This is a genomic window from Mucilaginibacter sp. P4_G9, assembly GCF_056400985.1.
The window spans coordinates 1-18,213 of sequence record NZ_JBFUKF010000013.1 but is presented as its reverse complement, the minus strand read 5'-3'; the positions used below and the strand labels follow the sequence as shown (position 1 = coordinate 18,213).

15 protein-coding genes and 1 tRNA gene are annotated in these 18,213 nt (G+C 41.1%); 8 read left to right on the top strand and 8 right to left on the bottom strand.

Annotated features, from left to right (window positions below):
* Positions 1–89: 89 nt before the first annotated feature.
* Positions 90–3,224 (bottom strand): protein O-mannosyl-transferase family, encoded by a 3,135-nt coding sequence (locus AC1DPZ_RS02900; RefSeq protein ID WP_477401133.1) that lies wholly within the window; start codon positions 3,222–3,224, stop codon positions 90–92.
* A gap of 214 nt (positions 3,225–3,438) precedes the next feature.
* Here AC1DPZ_RS02900 and AC1DPZ_RS02895 point away from each other — a divergent pair.
* The 8 genes from AC1DPZ_RS02895 to AC1DPZ_RS02860 all read left to right on the top strand — a co-directional run bounded on the left by AC1DPZ_RS02895 (position 3,439) and on the right by AC1DPZ_RS02860 (position 11,603).
* A tRNA-Gln gene (locus AC1DPZ_RS02895) sits at positions 3,439–3,509 on the top strand.
* A 176-nt stretch (positions 3,510–3,685) separates the two neighbouring features.
* The gene (locus AC1DPZ_RS02890; RefSeq protein WP_477401132.1) at positions 3,686–4,630 is read left to right on the top strand and encodes a ribose-phosphate pyrophosphokinase; all 945 of its coding nucleotides are present in this window, start codon (positions 3,686–3,688) and stop codon (positions 4,628–4,630) included.
* Positions 4,631–4,750: 120 nt separating this feature from the next.
* A complete protein-coding gene (locus AC1DPZ_RS02885; RefSeq protein ID WP_477401131.1) occupies positions 4,751–5,335 on the top strand; it encodes a 50S ribosomal protein L25/general stress protein Ctc in 585 nt (194 codons plus the stop codon).
* A gap of 176 nt (positions 5,336–5,511) precedes the next feature.
* Entirely contained in the window at positions 5,512–5,871 is a 360-nt protein-coding gene (locus tag AC1DPZ_RS02880) for a four helix bundle protein (protein ID WP_477401130.1), read from the top strand.
* 71 nt (positions 5,872–5,942) lie between these two features.
* Positions 5,943–6,503: an aminoacyl-tRNA hydrolase gene (pth, locus tag AC1DPZ_RS02875; RefSeq protein ID WP_477401129.1), complete on the top strand. Its 561-nt coding sequence runs from the start codon at positions 5,943–5,945 to the stop codon at positions 6,501–6,503.
* Positions 6,504–6,612: 109 nt separating this feature from the next.
* Positions 6,613–9,075 (top strand): TonB-dependent receptor, encoded by a 2,463-nt coding sequence (locus AC1DPZ_RS02870; RefSeq protein WP_477401128.1) that lies wholly within the window; start codon positions 6,613–6,615, stop codon positions 9,073–9,075.
* A gap of 9 nt (positions 9,076–9,084) precedes the next feature.
* Positions 9,085–9,435, top strand: a complete 351-nt coding sequence (locus AC1DPZ_RS02865; RefSeq protein WP_477401127.1) for a Spx/MgsR family RNA polymerase-binding regulatory protein — start codon at positions 9,085–9,087, stop codon at positions 9,433–9,435.
* 173 nt (positions 9,436–9,608) lie between these two features.
* Positions 9,609–11,603, top strand: coding sequence for a M1 family metallopeptidase (locus tag AC1DPZ_RS02860; protein ID WP_477401126.1), 1,995 nt, complete (start codon positions 9,609–9,611; stop codon positions 11,601–11,603).
* Between the two features lie 135 nt (positions 11,604–11,738).
* Here AC1DPZ_RS02860 and AC1DPZ_RS02855 read toward each other — a convergent pair whose 3' ends face one another.
* The 7 genes from AC1DPZ_RS02855 to rpmB all read right to left on the bottom strand — a co-directional run.
* Entirely contained in the window at positions 11,739–13,004 is a 1,266-nt protein-coding gene (locus tag AC1DPZ_RS02855) for an IPT/TIG domain-containing protein (protein ID WP_477401125.1), read from the bottom strand.
* A 60-nt stretch (positions 13,005–13,064) separates the two neighbouring features.
* A complete protein-coding gene (bshC, locus tag AC1DPZ_RS02850; protein WP_477401124.1) occupies positions 13,065–14,684 on the bottom strand; it encodes a bacillithiol biosynthesis cysteine-adding enzyme BshC in 1,620 nt (539 codons plus the stop codon).
* Positions 14,685–14,824: 140 nt separating this feature from the next.
* On the bottom strand, positions 14,825–16,162 hold the full coding sequence (rimO, locus tag AC1DPZ_RS02845; RefSeq protein ID WP_477401123.1) for a 30S ribosomal protein S12 methylthiotransferase RimO: 1,338 nt from the start codon (positions 16,160–16,162) through the stop codon (positions 14,825–14,827).
* A 120-nt stretch (positions 16,163–16,282) separates the two neighbouring features.
* Positions 16,283–17,248, bottom strand: coding sequence for a signal recognition particle-docking protein FtsY (ftsY, locus tag AC1DPZ_RS02840; RefSeq protein ID WP_477401121.1), 966 nt, complete (start codon positions 17,246–17,248; stop codon positions 16,283–16,285).
* A 220-nt stretch (positions 17,249–17,468) separates the two neighbouring features.
* Positions 17,469–17,633 (bottom strand): DUF4295 domain-containing protein, encoded by a 165-nt coding sequence (locus AC1DPZ_RS02835; RefSeq protein ID WP_477401119.1) that lies wholly within the window; start codon positions 17,631–17,633, stop codon positions 17,469–17,471.
* Between the two features lie 76 nt (positions 17,634–17,709).
* A complete protein-coding gene (rpmG, locus tag AC1DPZ_RS02830; RefSeq protein WP_067063463.1) occupies positions 17,710–17,892 on the bottom strand; it encodes a 50S ribosomal protein L33 in 183 nt (60 codons plus the stop codon).
* 104 nt (positions 17,893–17,996) lie between these two features.
* A partial coding sequence (gene rpmB, locus AC1DPZ_RS02825; RefSeq protein ID WP_477401118.1) for a 50S ribosomal protein L28 occupies positions 17,997–18,213 on the bottom strand: 217 nt, incomplete at its 5' end.

The window sequence follows — 18,213 nt, the reverse complement described above, 5'->3', positions numbered from 1 at the left end:
GTAAAAGATTTTCGGACAAAGGATAAGAATCTTATAACAACAAAAAAAGCGACTTATGTCGCTTTTTTTGTTGTTGGATCTATGTAATACTACTTCGAACCCATCCCCAGTTTCTTCTCATAGTCCCTGAGCTGTGCGCTGAATTTGGTATTAAGGTCTGTTTGTTTATAATTTTTGGTGTACTCGGTTAAACCATTCAACATCGACATCGAATATTGGAGATCCCTGCTATCAAGGCTTACCTCACCGTTTTGTAAAAGCGTATAATTATAGGCGAGCAGATCGACTACATAATCATCAACCAGGTTTGCCAGTTTGTTGGCCATTTGCACATCACCAAGCCGGTAAGCTGTTTCTACCATATAATACTTACGGATAGCTATCTCGGTATTAGGAATGTTATCAGGCATTACTTCATCATACTTTTTGAAAACATTTTTTGCCATGTCGGGGTGACCCTCATTAAGCAGGTTATCGGCAAGGGTTGAGTAAAGCCTTGATATCAAAGGGTAAAACATGGTATTTGATTCATGATCAAGGTAACTGGCATTTTTCATATTGCCCCATTTAAATTTGGTCATCATGTTCTGGTACATTACCGGCGTGTTTGTAACATCTGCCGCGCTTGCTGCGGTATCTGGTTTCAACGGAAGCAGGCGATTGGCAAAACCTTCGCTATATAAATATTTACTAAGTCCTATCAGGTTTTCTTCCGGTACAGTGGTTGCAAAATAAATGGGTCTTTTCCAGTTATTATGGGCCAGTATATCCATCATTGCCAAAATGTCCTTGGTAACATACTTACCATTAAAGGTCCAGTCCATTTCCGCAGTTATTTTATCTTTTTGGATGGCTGGTAACGTTCCGGTTTTTACCACTTCATCAGGATTAACTGTTAATTTAAAGTTTTTGGTAGGCAGGTAATTGGTTAAATCACCATTGCTATACTCCACCATGGCTGCTTTATCATCAGAGGTGATGAAATCAAAAATCTCTTTTAGCTCAATAGCACCGGGCACTTTTTGGTCGTTAAAGTAAATTACATCACGTACACCGGGCTTAAACTTATCATAAGGCATGCTGATAGGCAATGGTTCCGATTGGTTCATTTTGTTTTTCATCCCACGGATGTACCAATCGGTACCCAGCAGGCTTAGGTTCACAATCCGTACATCGGGGCGTACGTTTTCAACTTCCTGTATATACCAAAGCGGATAGGTGTCATTATCGGCATAAGTAAACAAAATTGCATTTGGCGCGCAGGAGTTAAGGTAATTATAGGCCATATCATGCGGCGTAAGTTTGGTTGAGCGGTTATGATCATCCCATTCCTGGTTGGCCATTAACAAGGGGGCCGCTAACAAGCAAACTACGGTGGCAATAATACCGCTGGTTTTTGCATTAAGTTTTTTACTTAACAAATCGGCTAAGGCAACAACGCCAAGGCCAATCCATATGGCAAATGCATAAAATGAGCCTGCATAAGCATAATCACGTTCGCGTGGTTGTAATGGGTCCTGGTTTAGGTACAGTACAATTGCCAGTCCTGTGAAAAAGAAAAGTACACCTACAACACCGGCATTTTTCTGGTCGCGTTTAAAGTGAAAAAATAAGCCTGCCAAGCCTATAATAAGAGGCAAAAAGAATAAGCGGTTATAACTTTTGCTTTTCGTAACCGCATCCGGTAATTGTTTGTTAAAATTCCAGCCGCTTATCCAGTTACCATCAGAGCCGCTGTTGCTGGTTTGGCCATCCAGATCATTGGTGCGGCCTGCAAAGTTCCAAAGAAAGTAGCGGGTATACATCTGATTAACCTGCCAGCTACCAAAAAAGCCCAGGTTGGTAGCAAAGGTTGGTTTTTCGCTATCGGCTAATTTACTCCAGGCCCGGTAAAACTGGGTGTGGCCTGCCTTATCGCTAAACATACGCGGGAATATGGTGTTACGATCATAAATAGTGGCGAGCTTTTTACCGGCAACCTCATATTTAGTTTTACCACGACGATAAATTGTTGCTCCTTCGGTTTGATCGGTTGGCGTCGAATCAAAAAACTGGCCGTAAAGCAGTGGTGTATCACCATACTGATCGCGGTTCAGGTAGCTGTTAAGCGCAAAAGCGTCCTGCGGATCGCTGTTATTTAAATTAGGATCGGCTTTGGCCCGTACCACAATCATTACAAATGAGCTGTAGCCAAACAGGATAAACAGCAGGCAAACAAAAAAACTATTGAGTGCGAAACGCCTTTCGCGTATTTTTGCCGCATATTCAAGCAATGCCAAAACTATTATCCCAACTATAGCTCCCAGGTAGCCGGCGCTAATTCCAAGTGCCAGGATAAAGCAGATAGCGCAAGTGATGATAGCTGCATTTGATTGTTTAATGGTATAATATATGCCCGATACTATGGTTGCTATCAGCAAAACAAAAAATGCTATTGCACCACTGCCAAAGCCCATTCCCAGGGTGTTCACAAAAAGCAGATCGGAGAATGCTGCGCCTTTAACCGTGAATTGTATAACTCCCCACAATACAAAAGCTACCGATACAATACCTGCAAAAAACGAAAGTAAAGTACCCCGTGTAGTAATGTTTTTTGCCTTGCGGAAATAAATTACCAAAGCAATAGCCGGTATTACCAGCAGATTTAACAAGTGGATACCTATTGACAAGCCCATTATATAAGCGATAAATACAATCCACCTGTCGGCGTGAGGTTCATCGGCATGGTTATCCCATTTTAATATGGCCCAGAATACAACAGCCGTGCATAAGGATGATTGCGCATACACTTCAGATTCAACTGCCGAGAACCAAAAGGTATCAGACCAGGCATAAGCCAATGCGCCAACCAGACCCGAGCCTATTATGATGATCAAATTACTGATATTAAGGTCTTCGGTGGTTTTAACCAGAATCTTTTTGGCTAAGGAGGTTACCGTCCAGAACAGGAACATGATAGTTGCACCGCTTGAAATGGCCGAAGCCATATTTGCCCAGTAAGCCACTTTGGTATTATCGCCCATGGATAGCAGTGTAAATGCTTTGCCTATCATGGTAAATAATGGTGCACCGGGTTGGTGGGCTACCTGCAAACGAAAAATACAGGCTATAAATTCACCGCAATCCCAAAAGCTTGATGATGGTTCAAGGGTTAAAACGTAGGTTAAGGTGGCGATGATAAAAGTTATCCAGCCAAAAATATTATTGATTTTATTGTAGTTCATGTCGGGATGTTTTCGATAGCAAAAGGCTTAATATAGCCGAAAGTAAGAAAAACTATGACGATGCTGAAACAAAAACAGCCTTATTAACACTTTTTAACCCATTTTGGACTGTAAAACAGGCTTATAAATACTTTTTTCAAATTCTGTTTTGAGAGTTAAAAAATCGTCTTATATTTGCATTCCTTTTCGGAGAGTAAAACAAACCAAAGGAGATTGCCTGATAGTATAATGGTAGTACGACGGTTTTTGGTACCGTTTGTCTAGGTTCGAATCCTGGTCGGGCAACAAGAGAATTTCGGATTTCGTATTTTCAATTTCGGATTTAGATTCGGGGGAAAAATGAAATCCGAATTGTATTTTAGGACGTTATCAACAGGACTATTAATTTTATCATGTAGCGATAAGCAACTGAAAATTAAACAAATCCGAAATTCAGCGTCCGAAATCCAAAATCAAAAAAAATGCCATTACAATTTAATCCGGTTAAATTATTTGCAGGTTCGGGCTCAAAAGACCTGGCGCAAAAAATTGCTGAAGCCTATGGGCGCGAGTTAGGCGATGTAGTACTTTCACGTTTTAGTGATGGCGAATTTCAACCACATTTTAATGAAACTGTTAGGGGATGCGATGTATTTTTGATACAAAGTACCCACCAGCCTACTGATAACCTGATGGAATTGCTGATGATGATTGACGCCGCCCGCCGTGCATCGTCGCATTATGTAAACGCGGTTATCCCATATTTTGGTTTGGCACGCCAGGACAGGAAAGATAAACCCCGGGTGGCTATAAGCGCCAAGCTGGTAGCCAATTTATTGGTTGCAGCGGGTATTGACCGCATTATGACCATGGATTTGCACGCAGCGCAGATCCAGGGATTTTTTGATGTTCCGGTTGATCATCTTGATGCATCAATCATTTTTGTACCGTATATAAAAAGCCTGGGCTTAGGTAATTTAACCATTGCCTCGCCGGATATGGGTGGCTCATACAGGGCGCGCAGCTTCGCTAAGTTTTTTAATGCCGAAGTGGTTATTTGCGATAAACGCCGTAAACGCGCCAATGAAATTGAATCAATGACACTGATTGGTGATGTAACCGACCAGGATATTGTACTGATAGATGATATTTGCGATACAGCCGGTACATTGGCCAAAGCAGCAGGCCTGATCATGGAGCGGGGTGCACGCAGCGTACGCGCAGTTTGTACTCACCCGGTTTTATCAGGTAAAGCATATGAAACTATCGAAAATTCGGCATTAACCGAACTGATAGTTACAGATACCATACCGTTGAAACAGCAAAGCCCTAAAATAAGGGTACTATCAACCGCCGAGCTTTTTGCCAAAGCGATAAGCAATGTAAATGAACACGGCTCAATAAGCCAGTTGTTTAAGGTGGATTGATTAGTATGTCCATAGCCAATGGTCGATGATCTATGGCAATGAATGTACATTGAATGAATAAAAGCAAATCCATGGTTTATTGATCATGGACTTAACAAATAAATAATAAAATAAAAACAAATGAAATCAATTGCTATTAGCGGTTCTCCAAGAGAGAACGTAGGGAAAAGAGACGCTAAAGAACTGCGTTATCAAGGCCTTGTGCCTGCAGTACTTTACGGTGGGCCAACCCAAACCCACTTTTCAGTGTCCGCAGCTGATTTGAGAGCCGTAGTTTACACTCCGGTTGTTCATTTCATCGATCTTGATGTTGCTGGTGTTAAATCACAGGCTATTATTAAAGATATGCAGTTTCACCCTTTAACTGAACAAATTATCCACGTAGACTTTTTATTGCTTGACGAGAAAAAGCCTATCACTATCGAGATCCCTGTTAAATTAACCGGAACTTCTCCAGGTGTTAAAGTGGGTGGTAAATTAGTTCAAAAACTAAGGAAACTGCGCATCAAAGCATTACCTAAAGATCATTTAGATGCTATTGAAGTAAGCATTTCAGCTTTGGAAGTTGGTAAATCGGTTAAAGTAGCGGAAATTAAAGTTCCAAACCTTACCATTACCAATGCACAGGAAGATACTATCGTATCTGTAACCACTTCACGTGCATTACGTCAGGCTGAGCAGGAAGCTGCTTCTGGTAAAAAATAAGTTCTTCGAACTTTAAAAAAAGCGTCGGGCGTTGCCCGGCGCTTTTTTTTGATAAAAGATTTTTGGACTTTCGGACGAAGGACTGTCAGACTTTCGGACGAAGGACTGTCAGACTTTGGGACTTTCGGACAAAGGACTTTCGGACAAAGGACTCTTTAGGGTAAATTAGTGACATCATGTTAAAACATAACTTTAGACAGTTGAGGATTTGGATCGATTCGGTAGAATTGACAAAGGATATTTATCAGCTCACTCAAAAGTTTTCTAATGATCATCGTTTCGGTATTTCAAGTCAGCTTTACAGAGCGGCTGTTTCCATTCCCTCAAACATTGCGGAAGGCTCAGCAAGAAAATCAGACAAGGATTTCGTCCATTTTTTATCAATGAGTTTAGGTTCGGCATTTGAATTGGAAACCCAACTTATTATAGCAGAACAATGCAACCTGGCTTCTGGATTTGAGTATAACAATTTATTAAACAGAATACAATCACTCCAAAAACAAATCATGTCGCTATCAAACTCCATATCTAAATAGCTTTATCAAAAAAAAATCCTTTGTCCAAAAGTCTTTTGTCTTTTGTCCATTCTTATCTTTACTCCATTCCCATGAAATATCTAATAGTAGGTTTAGGAAATATAGGTCCCGAATATGCTGATACCCGGCATAATATAGGTTTTATGGTGCTTGATGAATTGGCCAAACAGGAGGGGGCCAAATTTTATAATATGCGCCTTGCTTATTATACCGAGGTTTCTTTTAAAGGTCGTACTTTGTGCCTCATTAAACCCACTACCTTTATGAACCTGAGTGGTAAAGCCCTAAATCATTGGATGAAAGATCTGAAGATCCCGCTGGAAAATGTTTTGGTGATAGTGGATGATATTGCTTTACCATTAGGTACCCTGCGTTTAAAACCCAAAGGGAGCGCCGCCGGGCACAATGGATTAAAACATATTGAAGCCACCCTTGGGCACAATAATTATGCGCGCTTACGTTTTGGCGTCAGCGATAATTTCCCCAAAGGCCGCCAGGTTGACTATGTATTAAACAGCTTTGATGATGATGAAAAGCCAGAATTGCCTGCTTTGATAGATCGCTCCATCGAAATGATCAAGAGCTTCTCTACTATAGGTACCGAACTCACCATGACCAGGTATAATAAATAATTATTTAACAGGAATTTAATAAACTAAGTATTTAGTTAAAAAGTGTTAAATATTTGCATGCTCTTGCAACACTTAGGTAACTTTAGGTGTCTTATCATCTAAATGCCTTATGAAACAACTTTTACTTATCATATTTTGCTGTTATTTCTCAACACAGGTAATAGCGCAAACTCAAACCCAATCCAATATTACGGTTAAGGGCCTGGTTATCGATTCTGTTGGTAATAAGCCTTTAGGGTATGTTACCGTTATGTTGCRGGATGCCGATACCAAGGCATCGGTAAAAAGTACGCTCACCAAAAATGACGGCAGCTTTGAACTAAAAGCGCCGGATGGCAAAACCTACCAGTTGGCTGTTGCATCTATGGGTCTTGCTTCCAAAACCTTGCCTGTAAAACCTGCCGGAACAGTATTTGATGCGGGGAAAATTTACTTGTCGGCTTCCAGCAAGCAACTGAACGAGGTAAGCATTACTGCTGTAAGACCCCTGATGAAACAGGAGGTTGATCGCCTGAGTTATGATGTGCAAGCCGACCCGGAGAGTAAAGCTATATCGGCTTTGGATATGATGCGCAAGGTTCCGTTGCTCTCTGTTGATGGTGACGATAAGATTAAACTAAAAGGAAGCGGGAATTATAAGATATTGATTAACGGTAAGGAATCAGCTTTGATGGCCAAAAATCCATCGGATGTACTAAAATCGATGCCAGCCACCAATATCGAAAAGATAGAGGTGATCACTACGCCGCCGGCCAAGTATGATGCCGAAGGTTTATCCGGTATCATCAATATCATCACCAAAAAAAATGCCGACCAGGGTTATAATGGCAGCATCAACTCGCGCTATAACAGTGTGTGGGGACCGGGTTTTAATCTTAACGGAACGGTAAAGCAAGGTAAGTTTGGCTTAGCCGGCTATGCAGGTTTTGGCCATCAAAACTTAAATAATAATATCTTTACCAATACGCAGAATCAGTTTGCGCAAAATACCACCATATTGCAAAATGGTACAGGCACCTTTGGCGGTAATTACCGTTACGGCGATTTTGAGTTAAGCTACGAGATAGATTCCCTTAACCTGCTCACAGGTTCGGTCGAACTTTTCCAGGGAGAGTTTGTACAGGACAATGACAGGATATCTGCCCAAACAAATAGCAATGCGATTTTAACACAAGGCTACCGCCAGTTAACCGATGGTTACAATCACGACAGGGGATTTGATGCCGCCCTTAATTACCAGTTAGGTTTCAAAGGACATAAGGATGAACTGCTTACACTTTCCTATAAATATAGTTATTCGCCAGGCACCCAGTTTGCCGATAACCTTTTTACAGACAGGGTTAATTATGGCCAGCAAATACAGCCCGATTTCAGGCAATATAACAAAGCCGGTAATAAAGAGCATACCTTTCAGTTGGATTATGCCTATCCGCTAAAAACTATCAGCATTGAAACGGGTGCAAAAGCTATCCTGCGTAAAAATTTCAGCGATTACAGACGCGAAGACCGCGACTCATTAACCAATGATTACTTAGTTAATACCAACCAGACCAACGTTTTTGACTATCAGCAAAATGTTTATAGCGTATATAATTCGTACCAGTTAAAATTTAGCAAATGGACAGGTAAAGGTGGTTTACGATTGGAACACACCCAGGTGAGTGCCGATTTTTCGGGGATACCGCTTGATAAAGGGTACAATAACCTCATTCCGTCCATATCTGTACAACGAAGCTTAAAAACCAGCAGTATAAGTTTAGGTTTTACCCAGCGCATTCAGCGCCCCGGGATATACCAGTTAAACCCTTTTATTGACAGATCGAACCCTAAATTTATTAATACCGGTAATCCCGACCTGAGCCCCGAGCTTAATAATACATTTGAGCTTACGTATAGTAATTTTTCAAAGGGTTCAATTAATGCGAGCCTTAGTTACGCGTTTTCAAACAATGCTATACAAAATGTTACCAGCATAAGGGTTGATAGTACATTAAATGGTAAAACTGACACGGTTACTACTACTACTTATCAAAACTTGGGTAGCAACCGCAGCCTGGGCTTAAATATCAACACAAACTATTCTATCACAAAAAGGTTCACCGTCAATTTAAATGCCCGGATAACGCATGTTTGGTTAAAGGGAACTTATAACGGGCAGTTTTACAAAAATGACGGGTATACCGGTAATGCGTTTGCCAACCTTGCTTATAAGTTTGATAGCGGCTTTCGCTTTGGCATTGATGCCGGGTATTTTAGCGGCGATGTTAACCTGCAGGGTAAAAACGGGCATGGCATATTTTCATCGTATGTAGTAGGCAAGGAGTTTCTTAAAAAAACGCTCACTATATCATTGGTATCAAACAATCCTTACAGTAAGTACCGAACTTATAAAACATACACTAATACGCCCGATTTTTCGCAATCATCGGTTTATCAAAATCCTTACCGCAATTTTGCTATCAGGGTTAACTACAAATTTGGTAAGCTTAGCAGCGATATTAAAAAGAACCAGCGCGGCATAAATAATGATGATACCAAAGGCGGGGGTAAAAGTAGTGGGACAAATCAGTAGATTTGCAGCATGAAAGTTTACGGAATTACCAATTGCAATACAGTAAAAAAAGCGCTCGACTGGCTCAAAACCAATAAAGTTGATTACGATTTCCAGGATTTTAAAAAACTGGGTGTAAGCACCGAAAAACTGCAGGAATGGGATAGCAAAGCCGGTTACGAAAAATTCATGAATAAACAGGGCCTCACCTGGAAACAACTTGACCCCGAAGTAAAAGAAAGTGTTAAAACCAATACAGATGCTTTAAAATTATTGCAACAAAAAACCAGCATGATCAAAAGACCGGTTATTGAAGATGGCGGTTTCTTGTTTTTTGGCTTTGATGAGAAGGTTTATAAAGATCACTTTTTGAAGAAATGAAAATTGTTGAAACTAATTAAATCTACTTGATTAATAGATTATTATCAAACAAATCGATAATTCAATAAATCATTAATTCAATCCTTAATAAAAGCGTAACAATCATTTTACCGGGAATATAAAAACAGTTTTTTTAGTATACTTGCTTTGTATACTCAAAAAAATTGACTGAAATGAATTTAAAACTGATGGCCGGTTTAAGCTTGGCCTGTATGCTTGCATTTACGGCAGGTAACGCGCAGCAAACCGCACCTCCAACCCCTCCGGCTTCTGATTACAATTATCACGAAACTTTCGGCCCCCCCTTCTACACTAAAAATGGTACTGAGTTCCGCGCGGCCGATGGCCAGCCGGGCCCTAAATACTGGCAAAATCGTGCTGATTACATGTTGGCCGCTACGTTGAACGACCAAAGCAATGAAATTACCGGTTCAGAAGTTTTAACCTATACCAATAACAGTCCGCAAAACCTTGGCTTTTTATGGATGCAGCTTGATCAAAACCTGTTTAAGTTAGATTCCCGCGGTACTGCAATCGTTCCGCCTGCAGGCAGCCGTAACTGGGGGCGTGGCGAGGCTTTTGAGGCCGGTTATAAAATTAAGTCCGTAAAATATGTTGGCCTTAAAGGCGCGTTGGTTGATGCTAAATTCGTCATCAGCGATACTCGTATGCAGGTTTTTTTGCCAAAACAGGTAACAGCCAATGGCGGTGTTGCCAAGCTAAAAATTGAATATTCATTTGTATCCCCCAATTACGGATCGGACCGTATGGGTTACCTGGATGATAAGGTCTCGAAAAATGGCAAAATCTACACTGTGGCCCAGTGGTACCCCCGTATGTGTGTATACGATGAAGTATTGGGATGGAACACCCAGCCGTATACCGGTCCGGGTGAGTTTTACCTGGAGTATGGTGATTTTGACCTGAGCATCACTGCTCCTGCAAAACACATTGTAGTGGCATCTGGCGAGCTGCTGAATCCAACCGAGGTATACACCCCCGAGCAGCAAAAACGTTGGGCGCAAGCCGCTCAGAGTGAAAAGACCGTAGTTATCCGTTCGGCTGCCGAGGTTACTGATGCTTCATCGCGTCCGGCCGGTAAAGCTACCCTTACCTGGCACTTTAAAATAAAAAATGCGAGGGATGCCTCCTGGGCCTCATCTGCAGCATTTATTGTTGATGCGGCTAAGATGGATTTGCCAAGCGGAAAAAAATCAATAGCCATATCGGCTTACCCGGTTGAAAGTGATGGCATTGATGCATGGGCCCGTTCAACGGAGTATGTTAAAAAATCAATTGAATACAATTCGTCAAAATGGTTTGAGTTTCCTTATCCTGCTGCTACAGCCGTTGCCGGTATTGTAGGCGGTATGGAATATCCCGGCATTGTTTTTTGTGGATACAGGGCTAAAAAAGGCAGCCTTTGGGGAGTTAACGACCATGAGTTTGGCCATACCTGGTTCCCGATGATCGTAGGATCAAATGAACGCTTATATGGCTGGATGGACGAAGGGTTCAATACTTTTATCAATACACTTTCTACCGCCGATTTCAATAAAGGGGAATATGCAAGAAAACCAGGGGATATGCATAAAATCGGCGATTTTTTTACCAAACCCGAGCTTGAACCAATGATGAGCCAGCCAGCTAATCTTAAAGAAAAAAATACCGGTACTTTGCTGTATGCAAAACCAAGCGCAGGCCTTGTTTTATTGCGTGAGCAGGTCCTGGGTCCGGAACGTTTCGATTTTGCTTTTAAAACGTATATCAACCGCTGGGCATTTAAACACCCCACACCAGATGATTTTTTCCGTACTATTGAAAATGCCTCAGGCGAAAGTTTACAATGGTTTTGGAGGGGATGGTTCCTAAACGACTGGCGTTTAGATGTTGCCGTTAGCGATGTTAAATACATTGATAACGATGCTTCAAAAGGCGCTTTGATCACTATTGATAACCTTGGTAAAATGGCTATGCCGGTTATATTGGAAATAAAAACCAAAAGCGGTAAAACCGACAGGATGAAACTACCTGTTGAAGTTTGGGAACGTAATGCTTCCTGGACATTCAAATATCCATCGACAGAAGAAATTGAATCGGTTACTTATGATCCGGATAAAGTATTGCCGGATTATAACCCCGACAATAACGTTTGGACAAAGAAATAAATACAAAAACCCGGTTAACGCCGGGTTTTTTGGTGATATGAGTTTACGTTGACAAAACAATTTAATGCTAAACCGTTTCTTTAAATTGAAATAAAGACTGTCCAGCCTTATAATGGGACAGCCTTTTATTTCAATTTACTGCATTGATATTTTTCGGATGATATTGTTGCCCGTATCGGCAATATAAATATAGCCATTTTTATCAATGGCTATTCCCTGTGCATCTTTTAAGTTGATAGCTACAACTGTTGTGACATTTGAGCTACTTAATTTTATAAGTTTAGTTTTAGCACTTATATAAACATTTCCGTTAAAATCGGCAGCAACCGCATCAATACCGTCAAACTGAGTAGTAAATGCGCCTGTGGTGGTTATTGTTGAAACCGCTCCACCAGATGTGATTTTTCTCACCCGGTAGTTTAATACATCGGCCACATAGATGTTGCCATTTTTATCAACTGTGACACTAACGGGTAAGTTAAAACTGGCGGCGTTGCCTAATCCATCTTTTAAATCGTATGCAGTGTTACCCGCAAAAGTGCTTACCTCGCCGGTGTTGTCAATTTTTCTGATGATGTTGTTTTGAGGGTCGGCCACGTAAAAGTTGCCGCTTCCGTCTATCGTTATACCTGTAGGGTTTTTGAAATGTGCGCTAATGGACGGCCCGTTGCCTAAACCATAAGTGCCGTCTCCTGAGAATGTGCTTACGTTGCGCGAAGGTGTTATTTTGCGGATAACGTGATTGATTTCATCTGCTACATATATATTACCAACGTTGTCGGCTGTGAGCCCGGTAGGAGTGTTAAAGCAAGCATTATTCCCGTCAACAAAACCGGCTACACCTGTTCCGGCAAAGGTGGTAACCAACCCGTTTACATCTATTTTTCTGATCTTATTATTGCCCTGATCAGCTACGTATACATTCCCGTCAGCATCGGTAGTAACACCGGTTGGATGATTAAAACTGGCATTTATTCCGTTGTCATCTTTCGATCCGGATGTACCACTGCCGGCAAAAATACTTGTAACAATAGATAACTGGTAGGTAAATAATGGGCCGGTAACAGTTTTTCCATTTACGACTATTTTAATAGTACCCGTACCAGCACCAAGCGGCACCTTAACGGTTAATTTGCTAGCGGTTGCCATGCTAATAGTAGCTTCTTTACCATTGAAAGTGACTTTATTTTCGCTAATTGTGTTGCTAAATGCAGTCCCTGTAATCTCTACAACGGTGTTATAAGGGCCCTCTGTTACATTAATCGAAGTTATTGCCAGTGTGGGTTCGGGCGTCGGCGGCGTTGGTTCTGTTTTACCTTTAGAGCATGCCAAAAATATACCAGCGATGGCAAACAAAATTGCAAACGCTTTAAATGTCTTAAGTGAGATAAGGTTTTTCAAATCGRTTTTATTATTATTGCCACAATAATAATAAAAGTAAATCGCATTACTGTACTGTTTTTATTCCTCTGTCAGCACCGTAAACTCAAAATCAAGCGGTTCAAAATGATGGATGAGTTCGTCGATGAATGATTGTCCCCATTTAACATACATCAAACCAAAGTTTTCGGTGCGTTCCTGCAGGCTGTCTTTGGGGAACAGCTCGACTTTTACGGCTGATAATTGCTCCAGCCTTACCGTGTAATTGCGTTTCTCGGCTTTTATTAATTTCTTTTCGAGATTATCAATAGCATGTTTTAGCCTCGCTTGTACGGCCGATGCTGATGGCGAAAGGGACGGATCTATTTTGTAGGAGCGGAGCTTGATCTTTTCAAAAATTGCAGACATTTCGCGCCACTCACCTGCAAGACTGAGGTTATGGTTGCTGTGTTTTTTTATCCATTCGGTTTTAAGCTCATCATCCTGCTTAAACAGGGCGGCAGCATCAAGATCCATGCGCTCAATTTTTGCCGCCTGTTCCTTACGTATTACCAATGCCGAATTACGCAGGATCAGGATCGGGAAATCAACCTTATAATAATCAAAGTTTGATTTTAACTCCAGCCAGTACACCACCTCGGCGCCACCACCTATGTAGGCAATGTTGGGCAAAATGCACTCCTGGTAAAGGGGGCGCATTACCACGTTGGGACTAAAGCGTTCCGGATAGTTAGCTATTTCTTCTTTCAGCTCCGCATCTGTAAAGCTAATTTCGGTGTTCATTACCTTGTAGCTTTCCTGCTCAAATATTACCCGCTCGCGCAGGCTGTCTTTGAGGTAAAAAAAGTTTATTTCGCGCGGATTAACCTGGATATGTACCCCCAGTTTTTGCAGTTGCTCGTTGGTGKCACTTATATTTTTAAAACTGTTTTGGTTAATGATATCCTGCTCCATAATGGGAGCAAACTGTTGCTTAAATTCGTGGTCATCTGCATCAATAATAACCAGGCCATATTGACCGAACAGTGCGTTAACTAAATAGCGGGTGGCATCGGCCAGTTTATCAAAGCGGGTGTAAGCGGTTTCAACAATTTCAGCAACTTCTACGGCATGACCTTCCATCCCTAAAACCCCTTTGTATTGGTTAAGCGCCTGGCGCATGGTATCAGGATTTATCCGCCCTGTAGCGCCCGAAGCCTCAAACCACCAATGCACTTTTTTACCACCAATGTTGGTGTAATTAATCTCGGCAAAATCGTGGTCTTCACTGGCCATCCAGTAAACAGGTACAAAGTTTTTATCGGGGTGAGCTGCTTTTAATTGCTGCGCCAATTTAATAGCAGTGGCAATCTTATAAAGAAAATATAGCGGTCCTGCAAAAATATTCAGCTGATGACCGGTAGTAATTGTATAGGTGTTATCAAGCTTTAGCAGATCAATATTGTCTGCGACAAGTTTTGAATTTTGAATTTTGAATTTTGAATTGCCTTYCTGTTCATTATGCACGTACTGCTTTGATAGTACACGGAACAATATCTCCCGATTGGCAACTACTTTTTTGTTTTTCAGCAGTTCGGCAAATCCGTCCATATCAGGCCGGAAGGCATAAAACGGTTGCAGCTCGGCCCGGTTTTCGAGGTAGTCAATAACTGTGGGCGAAAAAAATCCGGTTTCTTTATAACTTATACAGGAGGCTTCCATTTTTGGTTTTGTATTTCGAATGTTCGATTTCGGATTTAAAAATTCAAATATAGAACATGTGATCAGCATCAAATATTAAATGCTGATTTCGAATTTAGATTTAAATCTTAAAATAAACCAATAGGAAACCACAAATTGGATTATTTTACAATTTGTCCATAAAGGTCAAAGTCTTCTGCGCTGTCTATCTTTACGTTAACAAACCCACCTACTGTTGCGTAATCAATGCTGGCATCAATTAGCACTTCGTTATCAACCTCGGGCGAATCAAATTCTGTACGGCCAACAAAATAATCCCCATCTTTTTTATCCACCAATACTTTAAATGTATGGCCAATTTTTTCCTGGTTCTTATCAAAGGAAATTCCTTGCTGAATTTCCATTATCGCATCGGCTCGTTCCTGTTTAACATCGGCCGGCACATCATCCACTAACGAATGTGCATGTGTTTTTTCTTCATGCGAGTAGGTGAAGCAACCCAAACGGTCGAATTTAGTATCTTCAACCCACTGGGCCATTTCTTCAAAATCCTGTTGGGTTTCGCCGGGATAACCTGTGATGAGAGTGGTACGCATGGCTATACCGGGCACCTTATCGCGAATTTGGTTTACAATGTCGATGGTTTTTTGTTTGGTGATACCGCGGCGCATAGATTTCAGCATATCATCGCTGATGTGCTGTAAAGGCATATCCATGTACTTGCAGATATTGTCCCGCTCATTTATCACATCCAATATCTCCATCGGGAAACCAGATGGGTAGGCGTACTGCAGCCTGATCCATTCCACCCCGTTAACATCGCTCAGGCGGCGAAGCAATTCGTCCAGGTTACGTTTGCCATATAAGTCAAGGCCGTAATAGGTAAGGTCCTGTGCAATTAATATCAATTCTTTTGTGCCGTTTTTAACCAGGTTTTGCGCATCCTTTACCAATTGATCAATGGGAGTACTCAGGTGCTTGCCCCGCATTAATGGGATGGCGCAAAAAGAACATGGGCGATTACAACCCTCGGCAATTTTAAAATAGGCAAAGTGGGACGGGGTGGTAAGCAAGCGCTCGCCAATAAGCTCATGCTTATAATCGGCGCCAACTGATTGCAATAAATTCTGCAGGTCATTAGTACCAAAGTAGGCATCAACGTTGGTGATCTCGGCTTCCAGCTCGGGTTTGTAGCGTTCGCTTAAGCAACCGGTTACAATCACTTTACCAACCTTGCCTTGTTCCTTTAGCTCGCTGTATTGTAATATGGTATCGATAGATTCCTGCTTGGCATTGTCAATAAAGCCGCAGGTATTGATAACAATAATATCATTCTTGCCCACTTTTTCAGCCTCGTGTACCACATCAAACTGGTTACCCTTCAACTGCCCCATCAGGATCTCGGAATCGTATATATTTTTTGAACAACCCAAAGTAACCACGTTAACACGTTGTTTAACTGGTTTTGATAATGGGCGCGAAATTTCTTTTGTCTTCATAACACACTAATCATTGCAATGAAAAAATTGTCATTGCGAGGAACGAAGCAATCGCGAACTATATAGGATTGAATTGCAAGGTAGGAGATTGCTTCGTTGTACCTCCTCGCAATGACATAATTATTGTTTGAATAGGGAGTCTACAAACGCTTGCCTGTCAAACAACTGCAGATGCTCAACGCCTTCGCCAACGCCTATATATTTTACAGGGATCTTAAACTGATCCGAGATTCCTATCACCACACCACCTTTTGCGGTACCATCAAGCTTGGTTAAAGCCAGGGCATTTACGTTGGTGGCCTCGGTAAATTGCTTGCATTGCTCAATGGCGTTTTGGCCGGTTGATGCATCCAATACCAGCAAGATCTCATGCGGTGCGCCGGGAATTACCTTTTGCATCACATTTTTAATTTTGGTAAGCTCATTCATCAGGCCAACCTTATTGTGCAAACGGCCCGCAGTATCAATAATAGCCACATCATCGCCGTTGGCAACTGCCGAGCGTAAGGTATCATAAGCAACCGAAGCCGGATCTGACCCCATTGGCTGGGCTACAACCTTTACATCAACCCGTTTACCCCAAAGCAACAATTGTTCAACCGCGGCTGCGCGGAAAGTATCTGCAGCTCCAAGTACTACCTTGTTACCCGCCTGTTTAAGTTTATGTGCCAGTTTACCAATAGTGGTAGTTTTACCCACGCCATTAACACCCACAACCATTATTACATAAGGTTTATGATCGCCATATTCAAAATTGCGGAAATCGTTGCTGTTGTTTTCGGCAAGTAGTTTTTGAATTTCGTCTTTTAACAGCGTATTTAACTCGCCTGTACCTACGTACTTATCGCGGGCAACACGTTCCTGTATCCGCTCAATGATCTTTAGGGTGGTGCTTACACCTACGTCAGATGTAACCAGTACTTCTTCCAGTTCATCAAGCACATCATCATCAACGGTTGATTTACCGGCAATAACTTTGGTGATCTTTGAAAAAAAGTTATCCTTGGTTTTTTCTAAACCGGTATCAAGGGCTTGTTGCTCCTGCTGTGTGTTTTCCTTTTTCTTAAAAAAATCAAATAATCCCATAGTTAGAAGTGCAAATTTTAGATGTGCGGATATGCAGATTTATAATGTGCGTGTTTTTGATGTTTAATTTAGCAATGCAAATATGTCCAAATGATAATTAACAGATGTCAGTTTAATATAATTACTTTAATCTGCGTGTCTGCACATCTGATGCATAGGCATCAACGAAAAAAGCCCTCTCGTAAAAACAAGACGGCTTCAATATTTAAATCAAAAGGTATTATATAGTTTTACCTGCAATTGCATCCTTAACAAAATCGTTAGGGACAATTTGGGTTTTGAATGAATAAGCACCGGTTTTTGGTGATTTGTTCATTGTAATAACTTTTGAATATTCTTTGCCTTTACCTGCTACTTTCAGTGTTGCAACTACTTTCTTTGCCATGTTATTTAAGTTTTGAGTTGTATGTTATAGTTGTATACTGTATAAAACTACAGCAACTACCAGTAACTTCAACTGATTATTTAATCTCTTTGTGAACGGTTACTTTCCTTAAAACCGGGTTGAATTTTTTCATTTCCAGTCTTTCAGTTGTATTTTTTTTGTTCTTGGTGGTAATATAGCGAGACATGCCTGGCATACCGCTTGTTTTGTGTTCAGTACACTCTAAAATTACCTGAACCCTGTTGCCTTTTTTTGCCATTTTCTTTTTATGTTGTACGTATCACCATCCCGGCTTACGTAATTTTTTAAATTATATACTGCGTTTAATACCTATGCCGAGCATAGGGCTTAACGTAATACCTACTAAATGTATCCCTTTTTAACAAATTTATTGATACAGGCAGTAATGCCGTTTTTGCTGATAGTTTTAACAGCAGATGTAGATACCTTTAAGGTAATCCATTTATCTTCTTCAGGGATATAAAACTTCTTAAGTTTTAAGTTAGGATGAAACCTGCGTTTTGTTTTAACGTTTGAGTTTGAAACGTTATTACCTACAATAGATCCTTTTCCTGTTAGA

Coding starts and splice junctions, on each gene's coding strand:
- ftsY (WP_477401121.1), bottom strand. CDS start 17,248: ATGGGATTATTTGATTTTTTTAAGAAAAAGGAAAACACACAGCAGGAG.
- rimO (WP_477401123.1), bottom strand. CDS start 16,162: ATGAAGACAAAAGAAATTTCGCGCCCATTATCAAAACCAGTTAAACAA.
- AC1DPZ_RS02885 (WP_477401131.1), top strand. CDS start 4,751: ATGAAATCAATTGCTATTAGCGGTTCTCCAAGAGAGAACGTAGGGAAA.
- AC1DPZ_RS02865 (WP_477401127.1), top strand. CDS start 9,085: ATGAAAGTTTACGGAATTACCAATTGCAATACAGTAAAAAAAGCGCTC.
- AC1DPZ_RS02880 (WP_477401130.1), top strand. CDS start 5,512: ATGTTAAAACATAACTTTAGACAGTTGAGGATTTGGATCGATTCGGTA.
- pth (WP_477401129.1), top strand. CDS start 5,943: ATGAAATATCTAATAGTAGGTTTAGGAAATATAGGTCCCGAATATGCT.
- AC1DPZ_RS02860 (WP_477401126.1), top strand. CDS start 9,609: ATGAATTTAAAACTGATGGCCGGTTTAAGCTTGGCCTGTATGCTTGCA.
- AC1DPZ_RS02900 (WP_477401133.1), bottom strand. CDS start 3,224: ATGAACTACAATAAAATCAATAATATTTTTGGCTGGATAACTTTTATC.
- rpmG (WP_067063463.1), bottom strand. CDS start 17,892: ATGGCAAAAAAAGGCAACAGGGTTCAGGTAATTTTAGAGTGTACTGAA.
- AC1DPZ_RS02835 (WP_477401119.1), bottom strand. CDS start 17,633: ATGGCAAAGAAAGTAGTTGCAACACTGAAAGTAGCAGGTAAAGGCAAA.
- AC1DPZ_RS02890 (WP_477401132.1), top strand. CDS start 3,686: ATGCCATTACAATTTAATCCGGTTAAATTATTTGCAGGTTCGGGCTCA.